Source organism: Devosia sp. BK, assembly GCF_032907385.1.
Taxonomy (GTDB): Bacteria; Pseudomonadota; Alphaproteobacteria; order Rhizobiales; family Devosiaceae; genus Devosia.
This window is the reverse complement of record NZ_JAIMBX010000001.1, coordinates 1297242-1315624: the sequence shown is the minus strand read 5'-3', so window position 1 is coordinate 1315624 and position 18383 is coordinate 1297242. Positions and strand designations below refer to the sequence as shown.

Genomic DNA, 18383 nt, shown 5'->3' with positions numbered 1-18383 from the left:
TGGTTTGTTGCGCCGGGGTTGCTGTCCTATATGCTCCTTGGGCGCTCCAAGCGCCTCTGGCTTTCGGCCATAGGGCAGGGCGCGGGAAATATGCGCAGCGGTTTTCCGTACGAGCCTTGCGACAACAAAGTTTTAGGGCATCCGATTTGATCCCGTCGAATCGCACACGGCTCTAGGGAGCGAAGTATGGCGTCCGCAGCCGAGCAACTTGCTCGCAATCTCAGTTTCTCGACCTTTTCCAAGGCGAAAGCCCTTCAGCAGCGCATCTGGTTCACACTGGGCGCGCTGCTTGTCTATCGTTTGGGCACCTTCATTCCTGTTCCGGGCATTGATCCCGATGCGTTCCGCGCGACTTTCGAGCAGAGCCAGCAGGGCATCATCGGCATGTTCAATATGTTCTCCGGCGGTGCCGTGGAACGTATGGCCATCTTTGCGCTTAACCTGATTCCCTACATCACGGCCTCGATCGTCGTGCAGGTGATCGCGACCGCTTCGCCAAAGCTTGAAGCTCTCAAGAAAGAGGGTGAAGCCGGGCGCCGCAAGATGAACCAGTACACCCGCTATCTGGCGGTCGTGTTCTGCGCCGTTCAGGCCTATGGCATTGCGGTCGGTCTCGAGGGCAGCCAGGGTGTCGTGCTCAATCCGGGCTGGTTCTTCCGCCTCTCGACCGTGGTCACCCTTGTGGGCGGCACCATGTTCCTGATGTGGCTCGGCGAGCAGATCACATCGCGTGGCGTCGGCAACGGCATCTCGCTGATCATTTTCGCCGGTATCGTCGCCAATCTTCCCTCGACCGTCGCCCAGACGCTCGAATTAAGCCGCACTGGCGCAATTCCTGCCTTTGCTGCGGTCGGCATGATTGTCTTGGCGCTGATCGTCATCGCCATCATCGTCTTCTTCGAGCGTGCGCAGCGCCGGCTTCTGATCCAGTATCCGAAGCGTCAGGTGGGCAATAAGCTCTTCCAGGGTGATACCTCGCATCTGCCGCTCAAGCTGAACACTTCGGGCGTTATCCCGGTGATCTTCGGCTCCTCGTTGCTGCTGCTACCGGCAACGATCGCGTCCTTCGCAGCCCAGGGCAATGCCCCGAGCTGGCTGACGACGGTCACGGCGCTCCTCGGCCGCGGTCAGCCGCTGCACCTGGCGCTCTTTGCCTTCTTCATCATTTTCTTTGCCTTCTTCTACACGGCCATTGTCTTCAATCCGACCGAGACGGCAGACAATCTCAAGCGCTCTGGCGGCTTCATTCCGGGCATTCGTCCGGGTGAGCGCACCGCGCAGCACATCGATTATGTGTTGACGCGCATCACCGTTGTCGGTGCCCTTTACCTCACGGTGATCGCGCTGATTCCGGAACTGATGTTCAGCCAGCTTGCGGTTGCCCAGTTCATCGGTGGCACATCGCTGCTGATCATGGTGACGGTGACCCTCGATACGGTCAGCCAGATCCAGAGCCATCTCGTGGCCCAGCAATATGAGGGGCTGCTGAAGAAATCCCGCCTTGGAGGAGGCAAGCGTCGATGAGACTGATCCTGTTGGGACCGCCAGGGGCGGGCAAGGGCACGCAGGCCAAGATTCTGGTTGAAGCCTACGGCATCCCGCAATTGTCCACTGGTGACATCCTGCGGGCCGCTATTGCCGATCAAACGCCGCTTGGGCTCGAAGCCAAGGCGATCATGGATCGGGGCGATCTCGTCTCGGATACTATTGTCAACGGTATCGTCTCCGAACGAATCGATGCCGAAGACTGCAAGCCTGGTTTCATCCTCGATGGTTTCCCGCGCACCATTGCGCAGGCTCAGGCCCTCGATTCCATGCTTGCGAACAAAGGTCTCAAGCTTGACGCCGTCATCGAGCTCACGGCAGATGCCGACGAGCTCGTGCGCCGGGTGATTCAGCGCTCCAAGGATAGCAATCGTCCGGATGACAATCCGGACGTCATCCGCAAGCGTCTGGATGTCTACACCACCAGCACCGCCCCATTGGTCGATTACTACGGTCAACAGGGTCTGGTGAAGACGGTGGACGGCATGGAGCCGGTCGAGAATGTCACTGGAGCCATCAAGAAGGCTCTAGACAAGTAAGTTCGTAGGGCGGGGACTGTTGACTTCGCCTTTTCGAATCCTTAAAGAACCGCACCAGTCTCATGGATTATTGGGCTGGGTTCGGTTCCTCACATTGGTTGGGGGTCGAAATCCGGTCCCTTGTTGTTTAAAGACACCCGCCGCGATGGCGCGTGTTGAATGAAGGAGAGCAGACGTGGCTCGTATTGCTGGCGTCAATATCCCGACGAACAAGCGCGTGGTTATCGCGCTGCAGTATATTCACGGGATCGGCGAAAAGTTCGCCAATGATATCACGACCAAGGTCGGTATTCCGGCCGAGCGCCGCGTCAATGAACTGACCGACGCCGAAGTTATCCAGATCCGTGAAGCGATCGACCGCGACTACGTCGTGGAAGGCGATCTTCGCCGTAACGTTGCTATGAACATCAAGCGTTTGATGGACCTCGGCAACTATCGCGGTCTGCGTCACCGCCGTGGCCTTCCGGTCCGCGGTCAGCGTACGCATACCAATGCTCGTACCCGCAAGGGTCCGGCTAAGCCGATCGCCGGCAAGAAGAAGTAAGAGCTGGCCCGCACAAGCGGGTTGGTAATGTGAATTGGAAGGGCGGATGCAGGGTAGGTTGGTCTCCGGCAAGGAGATCGCTGAAATCCTGATCCGCTTCTTCCGTGGTGGAGCTGCTGGTACTACGGCAGCGCCGATACCCCAGAGGAATTGAATGGCAAAGACTGACACGACGCGCGTCCGCCGCAAGGAGCGCAAGAATATCACTTCGGGCGTTGCACACGTAAACGCCTCCTTCAACAACACCATGATCACCATCGCCGACATGCAGGGCAACACGATTTCGTGGTCCTCCTCGGGCGTTATGGGTTTCAAGGGCTCGCGCAAGTCGACCCCATATGCTGCCCAGGTTGCCGCTGAAGATGCTGCAAAGAAGGCTCAGGAACACGGCATGAAGACCCTTGAGGTCGAAGTTCGTGGTCCAGGTTCAGGCCGTGAATCGGCGCTCCGCGCGCTGCAGGCAGCCGGCTTCAACGTCACCTCGATCCGCGATGTCACCACCATCCCGCACAATGGTTGCCGTCCGCGCAAGCGGCGCCGCGTCTAACGAATAGACCACTTGGTAAACTCCCGGCTTTTGGCCGGGAGTCCTATTGTGTTTGCGGCGGTGCGGCCTTCCGGGCCGCGATTTTGAAAGGACAATACCGTGACGATCCAGAGGAACTGGCAGGAACTCATCAAGCCGACCAAGCTGGAGATTGTTTCGGATAGTGCCGATGCGCGTCAGGCTTCGGTTATTGCCGAACCGCTTGAGCGCGGCTACGGCCTTACCCTGGGCAACGCCCTGCGTCGCGTCTTGCTGTCTTCGCTTCAGGGCGCAGCAGTAACCGCTATCCAGATCGATGGCATTCTGCACGAATTTTCGTCGCTTCCCGGCGTGCGTGAGGACATCACTGACCTTGTGCTCAACGTCAAGGAAATCGCCATCAAGATGGGTGGCGAGGGCCCGAAGCGTCTTACTCTCTCCAAGCAGGGTCCGGGTGCCGTGACCGCTGGTGACATCAAGGTCTCCGGCGATATCGAAGTCCTGAACCCCGAACTCGTGATCTGCCACCTCGACGATGGCGCCGAGATCAACATCGAGTTCACCGTCAATTCCGGCAAGGGCTATGTCCCGGCCGACAAGAACCGTCCGGAAGATGCCCCGATCGGGTACATTCCCGTCGATGCGCTGTTCTCGCCTGTGCGCCGTGTCAGCTATAAGGTTGATGCGACCCGTGCCGGTGAAAGCCTCGACAAGGACAAGCTGACGCTGTCAGTCGAAACCAATGGCGGCGTGTCGCCGGAAGATGCCGTGGCTTATGCCGCTCGCATTCTCCAGGACCAGCTGTCGGTTTTCGTCAACTTCGAAGAGCCCACCAAGGAAAAGGCCCAGGACTCCGTCCCGGAACTCGCCTTCAACCCGGCGCTGCTCAAGAAGGTCGACGAGCTCGAACTGTCTGTCCGTTCGGCCAACTGCCTCAAGAACGACAACATCGTCTACATCGGCGACCTTATCCAGAAGACGGAAGCCGAGATGCTGCGGACCCCGAACTTCGGCCGCAAGTCGCTTAATGAAATCAAGGAAGTCCTGGCACAGATGGGGCTTCATCTCGGGATGGACGTGGCCAATTGGCCCCCTGAGAATATCGATGACCTCGCTAAGCGCTACGAAGATCATTACTGATCCGGCGCTGCCAAGATTTTAGGAGATACCCATGCGACACGGTAATCGCGGCCGCAAACTCAGCCGTACCGCTTCTCACCGCAAGGCCATGTTTGCCAACATGTCCGCTGCCCTGATCAAGCACGAACAGATCGTCACTACCCTCCCCAAGGCCAAGGACCTCCGTCCGATCGTCGAGAAGCTCATCACCCTTGGCAAGCGCGGCGACCTGCACGCTCGCCGTCAGGCGATCGCGCAGATCCGCGACGAAGCCATGGTTGCCAAGCTCTTCGCCGTGCTCGGCCCGCGCTATGCTGAACGTCAGGGCGGCTATATCCGCATCCTGAAGGCCGGCTTCCGCTATGGCGATAACGCCCCGATGGCCGTCATCGAATTCGTCGATCGCGACGTCGATGCCAAGGGCCAGGATTCGGGTCCGGTCCAGTACGACGAAAACGAAGCCGAAGCCGCATAAGCCTCGCTTCTTCGAAATTCAAAGGGCGGCCCCAGTGGCCGCCCTTTTTTCTTTCACCTCTCCCTTCGGGGGAGAGGTCGACGCAAAGCGTCGGGTGAGGGGGCCTTCAGAGTGTCGGTAGACCTCGTGGCGAGTTGCCTCGCAAACTTCGAACCATAAGGTCGTGCCTTCCCTCACGCCTGTTCCTTCGCCTCAGCCTCCGCCCTTGCCTTCAACCTCTCCGGCGGCGCGCCCAAAAACTGCCGCACCTCGACCGGTGCCCGGCAGGCCACCGTGGCCTTTCGTCCCCATTCGACAGCTTCCTCAACGCTGGCACAGTCCAGCACCCAAAAGCCGCCGACATGCTCCTTGGCTTCGACGAACGGCCCATCGGTGACCATGATCCCACCATTGCTGGCCGCACGAATCGTCCGCGCCCTTGTCGCCGGCTCGAGCCCGCCGACAAAGACGCGCACACCTTGAGCGATCATCTCTTCATTGAGATCGGAAATTTCCTGGCGCAGCGACGCGTCTTCCTTGGTTGGGTCGTAGTCGTCAGGCAGATGGATAGCGACGAGAAACTGCATTCTTGCCTCCTTTTGGCAGCGGCAGGTGTCTCCTGCCATGCATGCTAGACGATCGGCCGAAATGCTTTCAGACTAATGTCCCGCAGATTTCTCCACCATGGCCCCAAAACGACACGTGTATGACGGCTAAGCTATTGCCACGCAAAAATTTCATGCCCGCCAACTGATTTTGCCGCTTCCGGCTCCGAGCCGTCGCGTGTAGGGCAGGGGAGAGAAAATTGGGGGCAAATCATGGACCGCATCCTCGTCACCGGCGCCTCCGGTTTTGTGGCCAAGCACCTCATCGGGGAGCTTTTGCGGGCCGGATATCGCGTGCGCGGCACCGTCCGCAGCCGCACCAAGCTCCTCAGCATCAATGCCGCCCTCGACACCCTCGCGCCCGGCCTCTCCGATCGCCTCGAAATCGTCGAGGCCGATCTCCTCGACGATGCCGGTTGGGCCCGCGCCATGGAAGACGTTCAGGCCGTTATGCACGTGGCCACTGTTATAACCGCCGCCGAGCCCAAGGACCCGTCGACGGTCATCCGCCCCGCCGTCGAAGGCACCGAACGCGTCCTCCGCTTTGCGGCCCAGGAACACGTGCGACGCGTCATCATGACCTCCTCGATCGCAACCGTCGGCTATGGCCACGACCATCATTCCGGCCAACGCACCTATTCCGAGGCCGATTTCACCGACCTGACCAGGCTCCGCCGGCCTTGGGCCTATTGCATCGGCAAGACCCGCGCCGAGCAGGCTGCCTGGGCGTTCGCGAGCGGCAAGGGACTGGAATTGACCACCATCCACCCCGGCGCCATCCTCGGCCCTGCCACGGACAAGGAAACCAGCATCTCCCTCGGCCTCGTCAGCGGCCTCCTCGATGGCTCGACGCCCGCCATGCCGCGCATCGGCTTTGCCATCAGCGACGTCCGCGACGTCGCCGCGATGCACCTCGCCGCGCTTCGCTGCCGCGAATCCATCGGCCAGCGCTATCTCTGCACCGGCCCCTATCGAAGTTTTGAGCAAGTCGCCGCCATCCTCCGCGCCGCCTATCCCGATTATCCGGTGACCCTCAAAACCGTCCCCGATTGGATCATGCGGCTCCTCGCCAATTTCGGCGGCCCCGTCCGACAGATCATCAACGACATCGGCAACGAAAAACATTTCGATGGCAGCAAAGGCCAACGCCTCCTCGGCCACTCCTACCACACACCCGAAGACGCTATTCTCTCCGCCGCCGAGAGCCTCATTCGCCTCGGGCTGATCCAGCCCAAGAATGCGCGGAATCAATCCGCGAAGGTTACTGGCTAACCCACTGCGGAGACTCGGCGTTTCCTGATTCCAACCCCAGCTCGATTGTCACCCCAGCGAAGGCCGGGGCCCATCCCCAAATCTCAAGATGGATCCCGGCCTTCGCCGGGATGACAGCCGGTGGGTGATCAATCCCCCAGAAAGACAAAACCCGCCCGAGCAATGCCCGGGCGGGTCCGCATCTCACACCAAGCAAACTTACTCAGCCGGCGCCATATCCTTGCCCGTATACACGTCCTCGACCCAATACTGGTCGCGACGGTCAAAGCCGTTGAACGGGGTCAGCGAAGCCTGGGTATAAGCACCCATCAGGCCGAATTCGATCCAGTCGTCTTCATCGATATCGGCCGGCAGGGTGAACACCTGCGGCAGCACGTCATAGCTGTCGCAAGTCGGGCCCCAGATGGTGAATTCGGAAAATTCCTGATCGTTGTCGTGCACACGCGGCCCGCGCCACACGCGGAGCGGCGGGGTGAAGTGCATGAACTTCACTTCCATCAGCGAACCGTAGGCGCCATCGTTCACATAGACCGATTGTCCGCCGCGCTGATGCTTTACGCGCAACAGCAGTGACGTCGAGGAGGTCACGAGCGCACGGCCCGGCTCGATGATCAGTTCGGGCTTGTTCTTGTCGCCAAAATGGTCGGAAACGGCCTGCGAGATGGTCTCGAAATAATAGTCCATCGGCGGCGCTTCGCTGGTCGGGTAGGGGGCGGGATAGCCACCACCGATATTGAGGCGCTTGAGATCGATGCCGGCCTCTTCGACGATACGCGCTGCAGCCGCGATATGCCGCTCATAGGCATAGGCGTCTTCGCACTGCGAACCGACGTGGAAGCAAAGGCTGGGGGTGTAGCCCATCTTCTCGACGGCCTGCACGATTTCGGCCGCACCCTGTTCCATGACGCCGAACTTGATTCCGAAGTCGTAGCTCTTCAGTGCCTTGCCGGCCTTGAAGCGCGTAGTGACTTCCACGTCGCGCGATGGGGAAACGACAGCGGCAAGCTGGTCGAGCTGCTGCGGGTGGTCGATAGTGAAGGAGCGAACACCGAACTCTTCATAAGCGCGCTCGATTTCGCGCTTGTTCTTGATTGGGTTGTTGTAGTGCATCACAGCGCCCGGCGCATGGTCCCGCACCAGTTCCATTTCGGTGTTCGAGGCAACGTCAAACGCCTTGAGGCCTTCGCGGTGCAATTGCGCAATGATGTGCGGCGAAGGGTTGCACTTGACGGCATAGGTAAGAAGCCCGTCAAAACCCTTCCTGAAGACCTTAACAGCCCTATGGAATTCCTTTTCCGAGAAAAGGAAAGAAGGAAAGTCCGGCGCCTCGGCCGCGATCAGGGCGGACGTATTGGCGTAAACGGTCTTCGGCTCGTCAGTCATTGGACAACAGGCCTTTCGGGGCTGGAGAGGTCAGGGAAATTCGCGGTGCCTAAGTGTTTCCGTTTCGTAAACATCGCGAAATCGAGCGCTGCATATAGGGCCGTGTGACCCCTCGCGCAAACGTTTATTTGCCTTGCGAAACAACAATGTTGCCGCGTCATTTTGATGACAGAATCCGGGCGCTTTCGTCGCTCTGCAAGCGGAAGGCCAGCGGGCCAGAAATCCGCAGCTGAAGGTTTACCCATGTCTTTGCGATCGCTCGTCTTTTCGGGTCTCGCCGTGGCGGTCATCGCCATCGGCGGCACACTTGCCTTCTCCCCTTGGAACGCTCCGGGGCAGGCGCAGGTTCAACAGCTTCAGGCACAAGCCGCCACGCCGCCCCCCGCGACCGACGCCATCCCCGACACCGCGCCTCGCGCCGTGCCCACCAGCCAGCCTCAGGTGCAGCTCAGCTTCGCGCCCATCGTTCAGGCTGTTTCCCCCTCGGTCGTCAATGTTTACGCGACGCGCATCGAAGCCCAATCCGCGTCGCCCTTCGCCAATGACCCGTTCTTTTCCCGCTTCTTCGGCGATCAGTTCCAGTCCCGCCCGCGTGAATCCCGCGCTCTCGGCTCTGGCGTCATCGTCGATGGCGGCGGGGTGATCCTCACCAATTCCCATGTCATCAACGGCGCCACCGACGTCCGCATCTCCCTCAGCGATGGCCGCGAATTCGCAGTCGATGTGGTCGTCGAAGATCAGCAGACCGATCTCGCCGTCCTCCGCGTCCGCGATCCACGCGGCGTCACGTTCCCGGCCATCACCTTTGCCGATAGCGACAAGCTCCTTGTCGGCGATCTGGTTCTTGCCATCGGCAATCCCTTCGGCGTCGGCCAGACCGTGACCTCGGGCATCGTCTCGGCGCTCGCGCGTACCGGTGTCGAAAGTTCGAACTACGAGTTCTTCATCCAGACCGACGCAGCCATCAATCCGGGCAATTCCGGCGGCGCTCTCGTCGATATGCAGGGGCACTTGGTCGGCATCAACACGGCCATCTATTCCCAGTCCGGCGGCTCGGTGGGTATTGGCTTTGCCATCCCCGCCAATATGGCCAAGCTCGTCGCCGATGCCGGTGTCACCGGCGGCGCCATCGTCCGCCCCTGGTTCGGCGCCAAGATGCAGGCCGTCGATTCCGATATCGCCACCAGTCTCGGCATGGACGCGCCACACGGCGCCCTCATCACCGAAGTCGCCCCCGATGGCCCCGCCGCCCGCGCCGGCTTCAAGTCGGGCGACGTGATCCTCTCCGTCGATGGCCAGAAGGTCGATGACCCCAGCGCCTTCAACTTCCGCCTCGCCACCAAGCCGATCGGCCAGACGACCAAGCTCGAGCGCCTCCGCGGCACGGCCACCGACAGCGTCGATTTCCCCGTCGAAGCCGCCCCAGCGCCCGCAGACAACGCGACCGCCACCATCTCGGCCACCTCGCGCTTCTCGGGCGTGACCGTCCGCCAGCTCGACCCAGCCTTGGCCGAGTCCAAAAACCTCCCCTATGACGCCAAAGGCGTCATCGTCACCGCCGTCGCCTCCGGCTCACCCGCCGAAGCCATGGGCCTCAAGGTCGACGACATCATCCTCCAGCTCAACGACACCGTCATCACCGACGCCCAGTCGTTCAGCACCCTAGCCTCGCAGCGCGTGAGGACCTGGCAGATTATCCTCCAACGCGACGGAAGAGTGAGCAGGGCTATTGTCAGTGGATAGGTCAATATTAGGCTGAGCTAGCCCCCTCAGCCACGCCTATCGTCATTGCCCGGCTCGTCCGGGCAATCCATCTCTCCTCCGCATGGACCACCCGGACAAGCCGGGTGGTGACGACATTGAAAGCTATTCAACCGCCCTCGGGCATGCACCGCCACTTTCCCAAACTCGATCCCCACCTCCCCCTAGATGGGGGATGCCGGGAGGGGGTGGAGCCACACCCACCAGCCCTCCCCTCACTCCACCACAATCTCCGGCAGTTCCATCCCCGCCAATTCCTCAATCGCCCCCATGCGCCAATCCTTCAGCGCCATCAGCAAATCCGCCGCCCCGTCATCATATCCCCGCCGACTAATCCCAAACATCGCCACGCCATCGCCCACCGGCACATAGCGATAGGCATTCCATTCGACGATCAGCGTCCCGCCCTCGTCGCTGCTCAGCAAGAAGTCGAGCAAAACCTCGCCCGTCGCTTCATTCTTCATGACCTGGAAATTGACCACCGGATCAGTGCCCTTCCGCTCCCCGAGCGATTCAACGATCGACTGCGCCGCAGCATCCGGCGTCGACCCCTCGGTCAGCACATCCAACATGAACATTTCATCATAGCGTTCGACCGTCTGGCCCGCGGGCACATATTCCTGCTTGTAGAAGGTCTCGGTCGGGTGGCTCGTCCACCCCAGTTCAAAGCTCGTGCCATCATAGACCACCGGCCCCGGAACGCCGACCGCATCCTCCTGCGCCCACGCGGGCATGTAGCCTGCACCCACAATCACCATCAGAGCCAGCAATCCGCGAACCATGCTCATTTCCTCCTCATGAGCCTGAACTGTCGCTGAAATCAAACACCGGCACAACACCGCATCTCCCTCGCTCCCAGCGCCAGAAAGTCATGCCGCACAAGGAGCTGGCCAGCATTTGTGAATCATTTTGTCAGTCTGCGCCGCCCCTCGGACTGGTGCGCAGCACGAGACAATCTGCTAGATAAATTCCATGTCCGACCTCTTCGCCGCCGACCCCACCGAAACCGATAAGGCCCGTCCGCTCGCCGACCAGTTGCGCCCGCGCGCGCTTGATGAAGTTATCGGCCAAACGCACCTACTCGGGCCCGACGGCACGCTGACGCGCATGCTCGCTTCCGGCCGCCTCGGCTCCCTGATCCTCTGGGGCCCGCCCGGCACGGGCAAGACGACGGTTGCGCGTCTCCTCGCCGATCAGATCGGTTTCCGCTTCGAGCAAATCTCCGCCATCTTCTCCGGCGTCGCCGATCTCAAGAAGGTTTTCGAGAAGGCCCGCTTCGAGCGCCTCTCAGGCCATCGCACGCTGCTGTTCGTCGACGAGATTCATCGCTTCAATCGCGCCCAGCAGGATAGCTTCCTGCCGGTCATGGAAGACGGCACCGTCGTCCTTGTCGGCGCGACGACCGAGAACCCATCCTTCGAGCTTAACGCCGCGCTTTTGTCCCGCAGCCAGGTCCTCCGTTTCGAGTCGCTGGCTGCGTCCGATCTCGAGCTGCTCCTCCAGCGCGCCGAAACGCTCCTCGGCTCCACCCTGCCGCTGACCGACGAAGCGCGTCACACCCTCCTCGGTCTCGCCGATGGCGATGGTCGTGCCCTTCTGGGTCTCGTCGAAGAGATCTTGGCGTCATCTCGCGCCAATGAGACGCTCGATGTTAACGGAATGCTAACAGTAGTGCAGCGTCGCGCACCCATTTACGACAAAGCGCAGGACGGCCACTACAACCTCATTTCCGCGCTCCACAAGACCATTCGCGGCTCCGATCCCGATGCCGCGCTCTATTATTTCGCCCGCATGGTTGTTGCGGGCGAGGATCCGCTTTTCTTAGCTAGACGCTTGATTCGTATGGCTTCTGAGGACATCGGCAATGCCGATCCCCAGGCGCTGCCACTGGCCGTTGCCGCCCGCGATTCCTACCAGATGCTCGGGTCCCCCGAAGGCGAACTGGCGCTCGCGCAAGTCGTCGTCTATCTCGCCCTCGCGCCCAAATCCAACGCCGTCTATACCGCCTTCAAGGCAGCGATTTCCCTCGCAAAATCAAGCGGTTCGCCTATGCCGCCAATGGTCATTCTCAACGCCCCAACCAAGCTGATGAAGGGCGAAGGCTATGGCGAGGGCTACCAATACGATCACGACGTTCCCGACGCCTTTTCAGGCCAGGAATATTTCCCCGAAGCCCTTGGCCGACAACAGTTTTATCAGCCAGTCGAGCGCGGCTTCGAGCGCGATCTCAAAAAACGCATGGACTATTTCTCGCGCCTCCGCGCCGAAAAGTCCCGCAATCGCAACGCGCTAGACGAGTAATCCCCGTGCTCCAGTTCCAGTGCTACTCTTGCGCCAGATCGGACCAGCCATGAATGGCTTCCTCCTCGTCGGCGCTGGGGGCGCCATTGGCGCCATGGCCCGCTACGGCCTCGCCGGCTTCATTGGCCGCCTCTGGCCAATGGGCTTTCCGCTGGCGACGCTGCTGATCAACATCATCGGCTCGATCGCCATGGGCGTCTTCGTCGGCCTCATGGCCCGCTTCCTGCCGCCCAATCAGGAAGAAGCCAGGCTTTTCGTCGCCGTCGGCATTCTCGGTGGTTTCACCACCTTTTCTTCCTTTTCCCTCGACACCATAACCCTCTTCGAACGCGGCGCATGGCTGCAAGCTGGGCTCTATGTCGCCTTGTCGGTTGTAGTTTGCCTCGTGGGCCTATATCTCGGCCTTCTGATAACGAGAGGCGGCCCCGCATGAGTGGCGTTCAACATCGGGAAGTCACGGCAGACGAAGACGGCATGCGTCTCGACCGCTGGTTTGCCCGGCATTTCCCCCAGGTTGGTTTTGGCCGCCTGCAAAAGCTGATCCGCAATGGTGAGGTCAAGGTCGATAAGGCCAAGGCCGAGACGAGCACGCGTCTTGCCGAAGGCCAGGTCGTCCGCATCCCGCCGGTCGATGATCCCGGCACGGTTCGTCCGGTCAAGGTCAATCAGGAAGATGCGAGATATCTCAAGGACATAATCCTCTATGAGGATGATGATCTCTACGTCTTCAACAAGCCCCACGGCCTTGCCGTCCAGGGCGGCAGCGGCACCACGCGCCACCTCGACGGCCTCCTTAAAAGCCTGCCCAACAAGCTCGGCGAACCACCGCGCCTCGTTCATCGCCTCGACCGCGACACCTCCGGCTGCCTCGTCGTCGCCAAGACCGCCGCTGCGGCCACGCATTTCGGCAAGGTCTTCATGTCGCGTTCGGCCCGCAAGATTTATTGGGCCCTCGTCGCCGGCAACCCGACGCCGCGTCAGGGCGAAATTTCCTGCTTCATCGCCAAGCGCGTCACCGAAGACGGCGAACAGATGGTCGTGGTCAAGAATGGCACGCCCGGCGCCGTTCACTCCTCGAGCTATTATTCGACCACCGACACCGCCAGCCGCCGCTTTGCCTGGGTCACGCTCAAGCCCGTCACCGGCCGCACCCACCAGCTTCGCGTCCACATGGCCCAGCTCGGCACGCCGATTATCGGCGATCCGCGCTATTTCAACATCGAAAACTGGATGCCGGCGCCCGGCCTCGGCGAGGGTCTGCACCTTCACGCCCGCCGTATCGCTCTCCCGCTCCGCAATGGCAAAAGGCTCGATATTTCAGCGCCTTTGCCGCCACATATGCGCGAAAGCTGGGATGCCCTTGGCTTCGATGCCGAACGCTTCGACGTGCAGGACACCGATCCAGAGGACAATGCATGAAGCTGATTATGTTCGACATGGACGGGACGCTGATCGACACCGAAGCCCTGATCGTCGAACATATGGCGACCACCTTCGAGACAGCCGGGCTTCCCCCGCCAAGCCCGGCCCAGTCCCGCCGCGTCATCGGCCTATCGCTGCCGGTCGCCATTGCGCGTCTCCTCGGCACCGATGTGACGCCTCAAGCAGAGCAGATGGCCGAGGACTATCGCAAGCACTACCGCGCCTCGCTCGTCCAGGCCGAGGGCCGCGAAGGCCTCTTCCCCGGCGCCCGCGAAGCTCTTGATCTCCTTAGGGATTGGCCCGAGACTCTCCTCGGCATTGCCACCGGCAAGGGCCTCAATGGCGTTCACCGGCTGACCCAACTCCACGGCATCGCCGATCATTTCGTGACCTTGCAGACGCCCGATCACAACCCATCCAAGCCACATCCCGGAATGATGCTGCGCGCCATGGCCGAAACGGGCGCCGACAAAGCCGACACGGTCATCATCGGCGACACGACCTACGACATCGAAATGGGGAAAGCCGCGGGCACCAAGGCCATCGGTGTCACCTGGGGACACCACGACAACGATGAGTTGCTAGCCGCCGGCGCAGATATTCTCGTCGATAGCTACGCCGATCTGCCCGCGGCGATCAAACACGTATTGGACTGAACATGCGCGACCAGCTCGAAGATGCCCTGAAAAATCAGGAGTTTGGCTATGGCCAGGCGCAGCATATGAACCAGATCGAGCTGCCCAAGCGCTTCTATAAGGACGTCGATGTCGCCCGCACCGATGCCGGCTTCGTCGTCACGCTCGACGGCAAGCCGACCCGCACGCCTGGCCGCAAGCTCCCAGTCGTCGTCCCCGCCCAATCCATCGCGCAAGCCATGGCCACCGAATGGGCCGCGCAGGACAAATATGTCGACCCCACCACCATGCCCATGGTGCGCCTCATCAATTCCGCCGTCGAAAGCGGCGAGGAACAAGCGCCGGCCTTCCGCGCCGAGATCGGCAAGTTCGCCGGCAACGACCTGCTGCTCTACCGCGCCGGCGCGCCGGAAGAGCTGGTGGCCGATCAGGAACTCCATTGGGATGGCGCCTTGGTCAAGCTCGCGCGCCACTTCGATGTCGCCTTCCAGCCGACCATAGGCATCATCCACCAGCCGCAGCCCGCTTCGACGCTTCAGCGGCTCGATGCCGCTCTCGAAGGGCAGGGACTGCTCTCGCTGACGGCGCTGGTCTCCATCACCGGCATCACCGGCTCAGGCCTCCTCGCCATCGCGCTGCTGCATCAACTTCTGACGGCAGATCAGGTCTGGACCGCCGCCCATGTCGATGAAGACCACCAGATCCGCCTCTGGGGCGAAGACGACGAAGCCATGGTCCGCCGCGCCAAGCGCCGCGTGGAGTTCGATACCGCCGTCGCCGTCGTAGAGGCTTTACGCGCTTAGGCCGACGATCCAATCGGCGGTATCCGGCGCGATCTCGCGCAAGGGCACCAACACGAAATCGCGCGCGTGTGCATGCGGATGGGGCAGGGTGAGCCGCCCCGTCTGCATCTCGATCCGCTCATAGGCGATGATGTCAATATCGATCACGCGCGGCCCCCAGACCTCGTGGCGTACCCGACCCATCTCCCGCTCCGTATCGAGCGCGATATGCAGCAGATCGATGGGCTCAAGATCAGTCTCGATCTCCGCCGCCATATTGGCGAAATCCGGCTGATCGGTCTTGCCCCAAGGCTTGGTCGCGATCACCGAGGACTGTCTTGCCACCCGGATATGCGGATGCGCATCGAGCCGCCGGATCGCCTCTTCAAGTTGCGCCTGCGGATCGCCGATATTCGCCCCAAGGCTAAGCCAGGCCAGAGCCATCAGTTCGGCCTCACGCGGTGTAATTCGATCGCCGCCTCGCCGCGCACCATGGCAATCGGCGCTTCGGGCTTGCGAATGCGAATGATGATCCAGTCGATATCGGAAAACCGCTCGAACAGCGCCGAAACCACATTCTGCCCCAGCGCCTCGATCAGCTTGGTCCGCTTCTCGAACGTCGCTTTCACCAGATCATAGATATCGGCATAGGAGACGGTATGCCCGATCGCATCACTCTCGCCCGGCGCTGTCAAATCGACACCGCATTCAAGATCGATGATGAACCGCTGCCCCAACTTTTCTTCCTCGGCAAAGAGCCCGTGATAGCCATAAAAGCCAAGGTCGCGAAGAACGATACGGTCGCCGGTGAATGGATGAGTCATCAAAAGTCCTGTTCAGGGGCCATAAAGCGTCGCCTGCGCCACGCGAAGCGCATCCCGATTAGCGCCGACATCATGCACGCGAAAGATGTGGCCGCCGCGCTCATAGCCTTGCACCGTCGTCGCCACAGTACCCGCCAGCCGCTGGTTGGGAAGGTTGTCGAGCAAACGCCCGATCATCGATTTCCGAGATGTACCCACCAAAATGCCATGCTCTGGAAAAGCCTCGGCAAGCTTGGGAAGCTCTCGCAAAATCTGGTAGTTCTGCGACAGGGTCTTGGTAAAGCCAAAGCCGGGATCGAGGATCACTTGGGCGTCTTTGATGCCCTTGGCCTGCGCTGCGGCGAGCGTTTTCCTGAAATAGTCGAGCATTGCAGGCATTGGGTCGGTCTGCGCGTCCCAGAGCTTGTCCCAGTGCATGGCGACCACCGGCACGCCATAAAGCGCCGCGATCTCCGCCATTTCAGCCGGCCCCTGGAGGCCAAGCACGTCATTGATGATATCGGCACCGGCCTGGATGGCCTGATCGGCAACAAGCGGCTTGTTGGTATCGATCGAAATCGGCGTGGTGATCCCGGCGCTGCGGATGGAGTCGATCACCGGGATCACCCGGTCGAGTTCTTCCTGCACCGCGACGGTTTCAGAGCCGGGCCGGGTGCTTTCGCCGCCGACATCCAGAATATGCGCGCCTTGCTCAACCATGGCTCGCGCGTGCGCGACCGCGAGGTCAAGATTGTCGTGCAGCCCGCCGTCAGAAAAGCTGTCTGGCGTCACGTTGAGAATGCCCATGACCAGCGGCGTGGCGCCGAGGAGCAGTGGGTCGCGATTGCGCAGGTCGATGGTCTGAACGGTGTGCATGAAATGTTCCTGCCCAACGCTCTAGGGGCGGAAGAGCGCCAGCTCAAGCGACTTTTTCTCTTGCTGGATGGCGCCGCCTGCACATCCGCGTGCATCATTAACACAGATTATCTGCGGCTACATCGGGGCGAACATGCAAGCGGAGAAAAATCCAACTATCCCCGGACGTTGGCCTCTAGGGAAGATTTGATCAGCAGTGTCACCACGGCAATCAGCGCCAGCGTTGACGCCGCCGCAAACGACCCGGCAATGTTGAAGTCGTTGAACAGCAGATTGATTTGCAGCGGCAAGGTATTCGTCTGCCCGCGGATCGATCCGGACACAACCGACACAGCCCCGAATTCGCCCATCACGCGCGCATTGGTCAGCACCGCTCCATAGACCAGCCCCCAGCGGATATTGGGCAGGGTGACATGCCAGAACATCTGCCAGCCATTGGCCCCGAGCGACAGCGCGGCCTCCTCATCTTCGGTGCCCTGCTGCCGCATCAGCGGGATCAGCTCACGCGCAACGTAAGGCGCGGTGACGAAAAGGCTGACCAGCACGATGGCAAGCGGCTTAAACATGATCTGCAGGCCGAGCGGCTGGAGGATCGGTCCCAGCAGCCCCTGATTGCCATAGAGGAAGAGATACACCACGCCCGCAACGATCGGGCTGATAGCCGCCGGCAATTCGATAACGGCCACAAGCAGTTGTTGCCCGCGAAACGTGAAGCGCGTCACGAGCCAAGCCAGCGCAGCGCCAACAAACATGTTGATCGGAACGACAATGATGGCGGTGACCACCGTCAGGAAGATCGCGTGCAGCGTTCCCGGCTCGAAGATCGCCGCAAAGTAAGCACCGAGCCCCTCGCGCAGCGCGAAGCTGAAAATCAGCGCCAGGGGCGCCAGCAAAGCGATGCCGGCGAAGACAAAAGCCAGCAGGATCAGCAAAATGCTGCCTGCAGACCGTGGCGGGGCGCCGACCATCAGCTCTTCCTCCCGACATAGCGCACCTGCCAGGCGGCCAACATATTGGTGGCGATGAGCGTCGCCAGCGCGACGACAAGCAGCACGAATGCCAGTGCCGCCGCTGCCTCGTAGTTATATTCGTCGAGCCGGATGAAGATCAGCAGTGACACAATTTCAGTCAGGCCCGGCAGGTTGCCGGCAATGAACACCACGGCGCCGAACTCGCCCAGCGAGCGCGCAAACGACAGCACGCAGCCACCGATGAAAGCAGGCAAAATCGTCGGCCAGATGATGCGGCTGAAAACCTGCCAGCGCGATGCGCCCAAAGTCGTCGCGACACTTTCGAAATCGGCATCGACCTCTTCAAGCACCGGCTGCACCGCGCGCACGACGAAGGGGATCGAGGTAAAAGTCATCGCGAGGATAATGCCAAGCTGGGTGTAATTGACCTTGATGCCATTGGGCTCAAGCAACTGGCCATACCAGCCGGTGTCGGCGAAAAGCGTGACCAGCACGAGCCCCGCCACCGCCGTCGGCAGGGCAAAGGGCAGATCGATAAGAGCATCAAGAATGCGCCGGCCGGGAAAGCGATAGCGGGTGAGTACCCAGGCCAACAACAGCCCGACCACACCATTGATCACAGTCGCAATCAGCGCTGAGCTAAAGGTTATCCGATAGGCTGCCAGCGCCCGATTGGAGCTGACGATCCGCCAGAATTCGGGCAGCCCCATGCCCGCAACCTTGAGCAGCATGGCGAGGATCGGCAGCGCAATGATGAGGGTGATATAGAAAAGCGAAATACCCATGGTCAGCCCGAAACCGGGCAGCAGATGTTTGCTGCGTTGCTTGGCCATGTGCCCCTCTAA

Annotated in this window: 21 protein-coding genes; 13 read left to right on the top strand and 8 right to left on the bottom strand. The window is 61.0% G+C overall.

The genetic code is table 11. The annotated features are described in order from the left end of the window. Positions 1-186: 186 nt before the first annotated feature. The 6 genes from secY (at position 187) to rplQ (ending at position 4748) form a co-directional block, all read left to right on the top strand. Entirely contained in the window at positions 187-1524 is a 1338-nt protein-coding gene (gene secY / locus DevBK_RS06445) for a preprotein translocase subunit SecY (RefSeq protein WP_061906822.1), read from the top strand. After that, positions 1521-2084, top strand: a complete 564-nt coding sequence (locus DevBK_RS06440) for an adenylate kinase (RefSeq protein WP_061906821.1) — start codon at positions 1521-1523, stop codon at positions 2082-2084. The genes secY and DevBK_RS06440 overlap by 4 nt, the downstream gene beginning before the upstream one ends. Positions 2085-2259: 175 nt before the next feature. Beyond that, a complete protein-coding gene (rpsM, locus tag DevBK_RS06435; RefSeq protein ID WP_061906820.1) occupies positions 2260-2628 on the top strand; it encodes a 30S ribosomal protein S13 in 369 nt (122 codons plus the stop codon). 154 nt (positions 2629-2782) lie between these two features. Then, entirely contained in the window at positions 2783-3175 is a 393-nt protein-coding gene (gene rpsK, locus DevBK_RS06430) for a 30S ribosomal protein S11 (protein ID WP_061906819.1), read from the top strand. Between the two features lie 99 nt (positions 3176-3274). Then, complete coding sequence (locus tag DevBK_RS06425) at positions 3275-4294, top strand: DNA-directed RNA polymerase subunit alpha (RefSeq protein ID WP_061906818.1); 1020 nt, start codon at positions 3275-3277, stop codon at positions 4292-4294. Between the two features lie 31 nt (positions 4295-4325). Continuing rightward, positions 4326-4748 carry a 50S ribosomal protein L17 gene (gene rplQ, locus DevBK_RS06420; protein WP_061906817.1) on the top strand — a complete coding sequence of 141 codons (423 nt, stop codon included), beginning with the start codon at positions 4326-4328 and terminating at the stop codon, positions 4746-4748. Positions 4749-4921: 173 nt separating this feature from the next. Here rplQ and DevBK_RS06415 read toward each other — a convergent pair whose 3' ends face one another. After that, positions 4922-5314, bottom strand: a complete 393-nt coding sequence (locus DevBK_RS06415; RefSeq protein WP_317184858.1) for a YciI family protein — start codon at positions 5312-5314, stop codon at positions 4922-4924. Between the two features lie 231 nt (positions 5315-5545). Between DevBK_RS06415 and DevBK_RS06410 the strand changes: the two genes are divergently transcribed. Beyond that, positions 5546-6604 (top strand): NAD-dependent epimerase/dehydratase family protein, encoded by a 1059-nt coding sequence (locus DevBK_RS06410; protein WP_317184857.1) that lies wholly within the window; start codon positions 5546-5548, stop codon positions 6602-6604. A gap of 198 nt (positions 6605-6802) precedes the next feature. Here DevBK_RS06410 and DevBK_RS06405 read toward each other — a convergent pair whose 3' ends face one another. Further along, entirely contained in the window at positions 6803-7987 is a 1185-nt protein-coding gene (locus tag DevBK_RS06405) for a hypothetical protein (protein WP_317184856.1), read from the bottom strand. A gap of 243 nt (positions 7988-8230) precedes the next feature. On the opposite strand from DevBK_RS06405, the gene DevBK_RS06400 reads away from it, so the two are divergent. Then, positions 8231-9730 carry a Do family serine endopeptidase gene (locus DevBK_RS06400; protein WP_317184855.1) on the top strand — a complete coding sequence of 500 codons (1500 nt, stop codon included), beginning with the start codon at positions 8231-8233 and terminating at the stop codon, positions 9728-9730. Between the two features lie 233 nt (positions 9731-9963). Here the strand turns inward: DevBK_RS06400 and DevBK_RS06395 are convergent, their stop codons facing one another. Beyond that, a complete protein-coding gene (locus tag DevBK_RS06395) occupies positions 9964-10536 on the bottom strand; it encodes a hypothetical protein (protein WP_317184854.1) in 573 nt (190 codons plus the stop codon). Positions 10537-10720: 184 nt separating this feature from the next. Between DevBK_RS06395 and DevBK_RS06390 the strand changes: the two genes are divergently transcribed. Genes DevBK_RS06390 through DevBK_RS06370 form a run of 5 tightly spaced genes read left to right on the top strand, consistent with a single transcriptional unit; the run spans position 10721 to position 14909 of the window. Beyond that, positions 10721-12049, top strand: a complete 1329-nt coding sequence (locus DevBK_RS06390) for a replication-associated recombination protein A (protein ID WP_317184853.1) — start codon at positions 10721-10723, stop codon at positions 12047-12049. Positions 12050-12098: 49 nt separating this feature from the next. After that, positions 12099-12482: a fluoride efflux transporter CrcB gene (gene crcB / locus DevBK_RS06385; RefSeq protein ID WP_062631254.1), complete on the top strand. Its 384-nt coding sequence runs from the start codon at positions 12099-12101 to the stop codon at positions 12480-12482. After that, positions 12479-13468 carry an RluA family pseudouridine synthase gene (locus tag DevBK_RS06380; RefSeq protein WP_317184852.1) on the top strand — a complete coding sequence of 330 codons (990 nt, stop codon included), beginning with the start codon at positions 12479-12481 and terminating at the stop codon, positions 13466-13468. Before crcB ends, DevBK_RS06380 begins: the two co-directional genes overlap by 4 nt. Further along, positions 13465-14127, top strand: coding sequence for an HAD-IA family hydrolase (locus DevBK_RS06375; RefSeq protein ID WP_317184851.1), 663 nt, complete (start codon positions 13465-13467; stop codon positions 14125-14127). Before DevBK_RS06380 ends, DevBK_RS06375 begins: the two co-directional genes overlap by 4 nt. Before the next feature lie 2 nt (positions 14128-14129). Further along, positions 14130-14909, top strand: coding sequence for an ATP12 family chaperone protein (locus tag DevBK_RS06370; RefSeq protein WP_317184850.1), 780 nt, complete (start codon positions 14130-14132; stop codon positions 14907-14909). Here the strand turns inward: DevBK_RS06370 and folK are convergent. From folK to cysT, 5 genes are all read right to left on the bottom strand, one after another. After that, positions 14898-15332 carry a 2-amino-4-hydroxy-6-hydroxymethyldihydropteridine diphosphokinase gene (gene folK / locus DevBK_RS06365; RefSeq protein WP_317184849.1) on the bottom strand — a complete coding sequence of 145 codons (435 nt, stop codon included), beginning with the start codon at positions 15330-15332 and terminating at the stop codon, positions 14898-14900. The genes DevBK_RS06370 and folK overlap by 12 nt on opposite strands. Then, complete coding sequence (gene folB / locus DevBK_RS06360) at positions 15332-15712, bottom strand: dihydroneopterin aldolase (protein WP_317184848.1); 381 nt, start codon at positions 15710-15712, stop codon at positions 15332-15334. The genes folK and folB overlap by 1 nt, the downstream gene beginning before the upstream one ends. Positions 15713-15724: 12 nt before the next feature. Next, a complete protein-coding gene (gene folP / locus DevBK_RS06355; protein WP_062631259.1) occupies positions 15725-16567 on the bottom strand; it encodes a dihydropteroate synthase in 843 nt (280 codons plus the stop codon). A gap of 155 nt (positions 16568-16722) precedes the next feature. After that, on the bottom strand, positions 16723-17535 hold the full coding sequence (cysW, locus tag DevBK_RS06350) for a sulfate ABC transporter permease subunit CysW (protein WP_317184847.1): 813 nt from the start codon (positions 17533-17535) through the stop codon (positions 16723-16725). After that, complete coding sequence (gene cysT / locus DevBK_RS06345) at positions 17535-18371, bottom strand: sulfate ABC transporter permease subunit CysT (protein ID WP_061906803.1); 837 nt, start codon at positions 18369-18371, stop codon at positions 17535-17537. Before cysT ends, cysW begins: the two co-directional genes overlap by 1 nt. Between the last annotated feature and the right edge of the window lie 12 nt (positions 18372-18383).

What these genes read in the sequence shown, in the direction of transcription:
- DevBK_RS06405 (WP_317184856.1), bottom strand. Translation starts at nt 7,987, where the DNA reads ATGACTGACGAGCCGAAGACCGTTTACGCCAATACGTCCGCCCTGATC.
- DevBK_RS06380 (WP_317184852.1), top strand. Translation starts at nt 12,479, where the DNA reads ATGAGTGGCGTTCAACATCGGGAAGTCACGGCAGACGAAGACGGCATG.
- folP (WP_062631259.1), bottom strand. Translation starts at nt 16,567, where the DNA reads ATGCACACCGTTCAGACCATCGACCTGCGCAATCGCGACCCACTGCTC.
- DevBK_RS06395 (WP_317184854.1), bottom strand. Translation starts at nt 10,536, where the DNA reads ATGAGCATGGTTCGCGGATTGCTGGCTCTGATGGTGATTGTGGGTGCA.
- DevBK_RS06415 (WP_317184858.1), bottom strand. Translation starts at nt 5,314, where the DNA reads ATGCAGTTTCTCGTCGCTATCCATCTGCCTGACGACTACGACCCAACC.
- crcB (WP_062631254.1), top strand. Translation starts at nt 12,099, where the DNA reads ATGAATGGCTTCCTCCTCGTCGGCGCTGGGGGCGCCATTGGCGCCATG.
- cysT (WP_061906803.1), bottom strand. Translation starts at nt 18,371, where the DNA reads ATGGCCAAGCAACGCAGCAAACATCTGCTGCCCGGTTTCGGGCTGACC.
- rpsK (WP_061906819.1), top strand. Translation starts at nt 2,783, where the DNA reads ATGGCAAAGACTGACACGACGCGCGTCCGCCGCAAGGAGCGCAAGAAT.
- folK (WP_317184849.1), bottom strand. Translation starts at nt 15,332, where the DNA reads ATGGCTCTGGCCTGGCTTAGCCTTGGGGCGAATATCGGCGATCCGCAG.
- rplQ (WP_061906817.1), top strand. Translation starts at nt 4,326, where the DNA reads ATGCGACACGGTAATCGCGGCCGCAAACTCAGCCGTACCGCTTCTCAC.
- DevBK_RS06400 (WP_317184855.1), top strand. Translation starts at nt 8,231, where the DNA reads ATGTCTTTGCGATCGCTCGTCTTTTCGGGTCTCGCCGTGGCGGTCATC.
- cysW (WP_317184847.1), bottom strand. Translation starts at nt 17,535, where the DNA reads ATGGTCGGCGCCCCGCCACGGTCTGCAGGCAGCATTTTGCTGATCCTG.
- DevBK_RS06410 (WP_317184857.1), top strand. Translation starts at nt 5,546, where the DNA reads ATGGACCGCATCCTCGTCACCGGCGCCTCCGGTTTTGTGGCCAAGCAC.
- DevBK_RS06440 (WP_061906821.1), top strand. Translation starts at nt 1,521, where the DNA reads ATGAGACTGATCCTGTTGGGACCGCCAGGGGCGGGCAAGGGCACGCAG.
- folB (WP_317184848.1), bottom strand. Translation starts at nt 15,712, where the DNA reads ATGACTCATCCATTCACCGGCGACCGTATCGTTCTTCGCGACCTTGGC.
- secY (WP_061906822.1), top strand. Translation starts at nt 187, where the DNA reads ATGGCGTCCGCAGCCGAGCAACTTGCTCGCAATCTCAGTTTCTCGACC.
- DevBK_RS06375 (WP_317184851.1), top strand. Translation starts at nt 13,465, where the DNA reads ATGAAGCTGATTATGTTCGACATGGACGGGACGCTGATCGACACCGAA.
- DevBK_RS06370 (WP_317184850.1), top strand. Translation starts at nt 14,130, where the DNA reads ATGCGCGACCAGCTCGAAGATGCCCTGAAAAATCAGGAGTTTGGCTAT.
- DevBK_RS06390 (WP_317184853.1), top strand. Translation starts at nt 10,721, where the DNA reads ATGTCCGACCTCTTCGCCGCCGACCCCACCGAAACCGATAAGGCCCGT.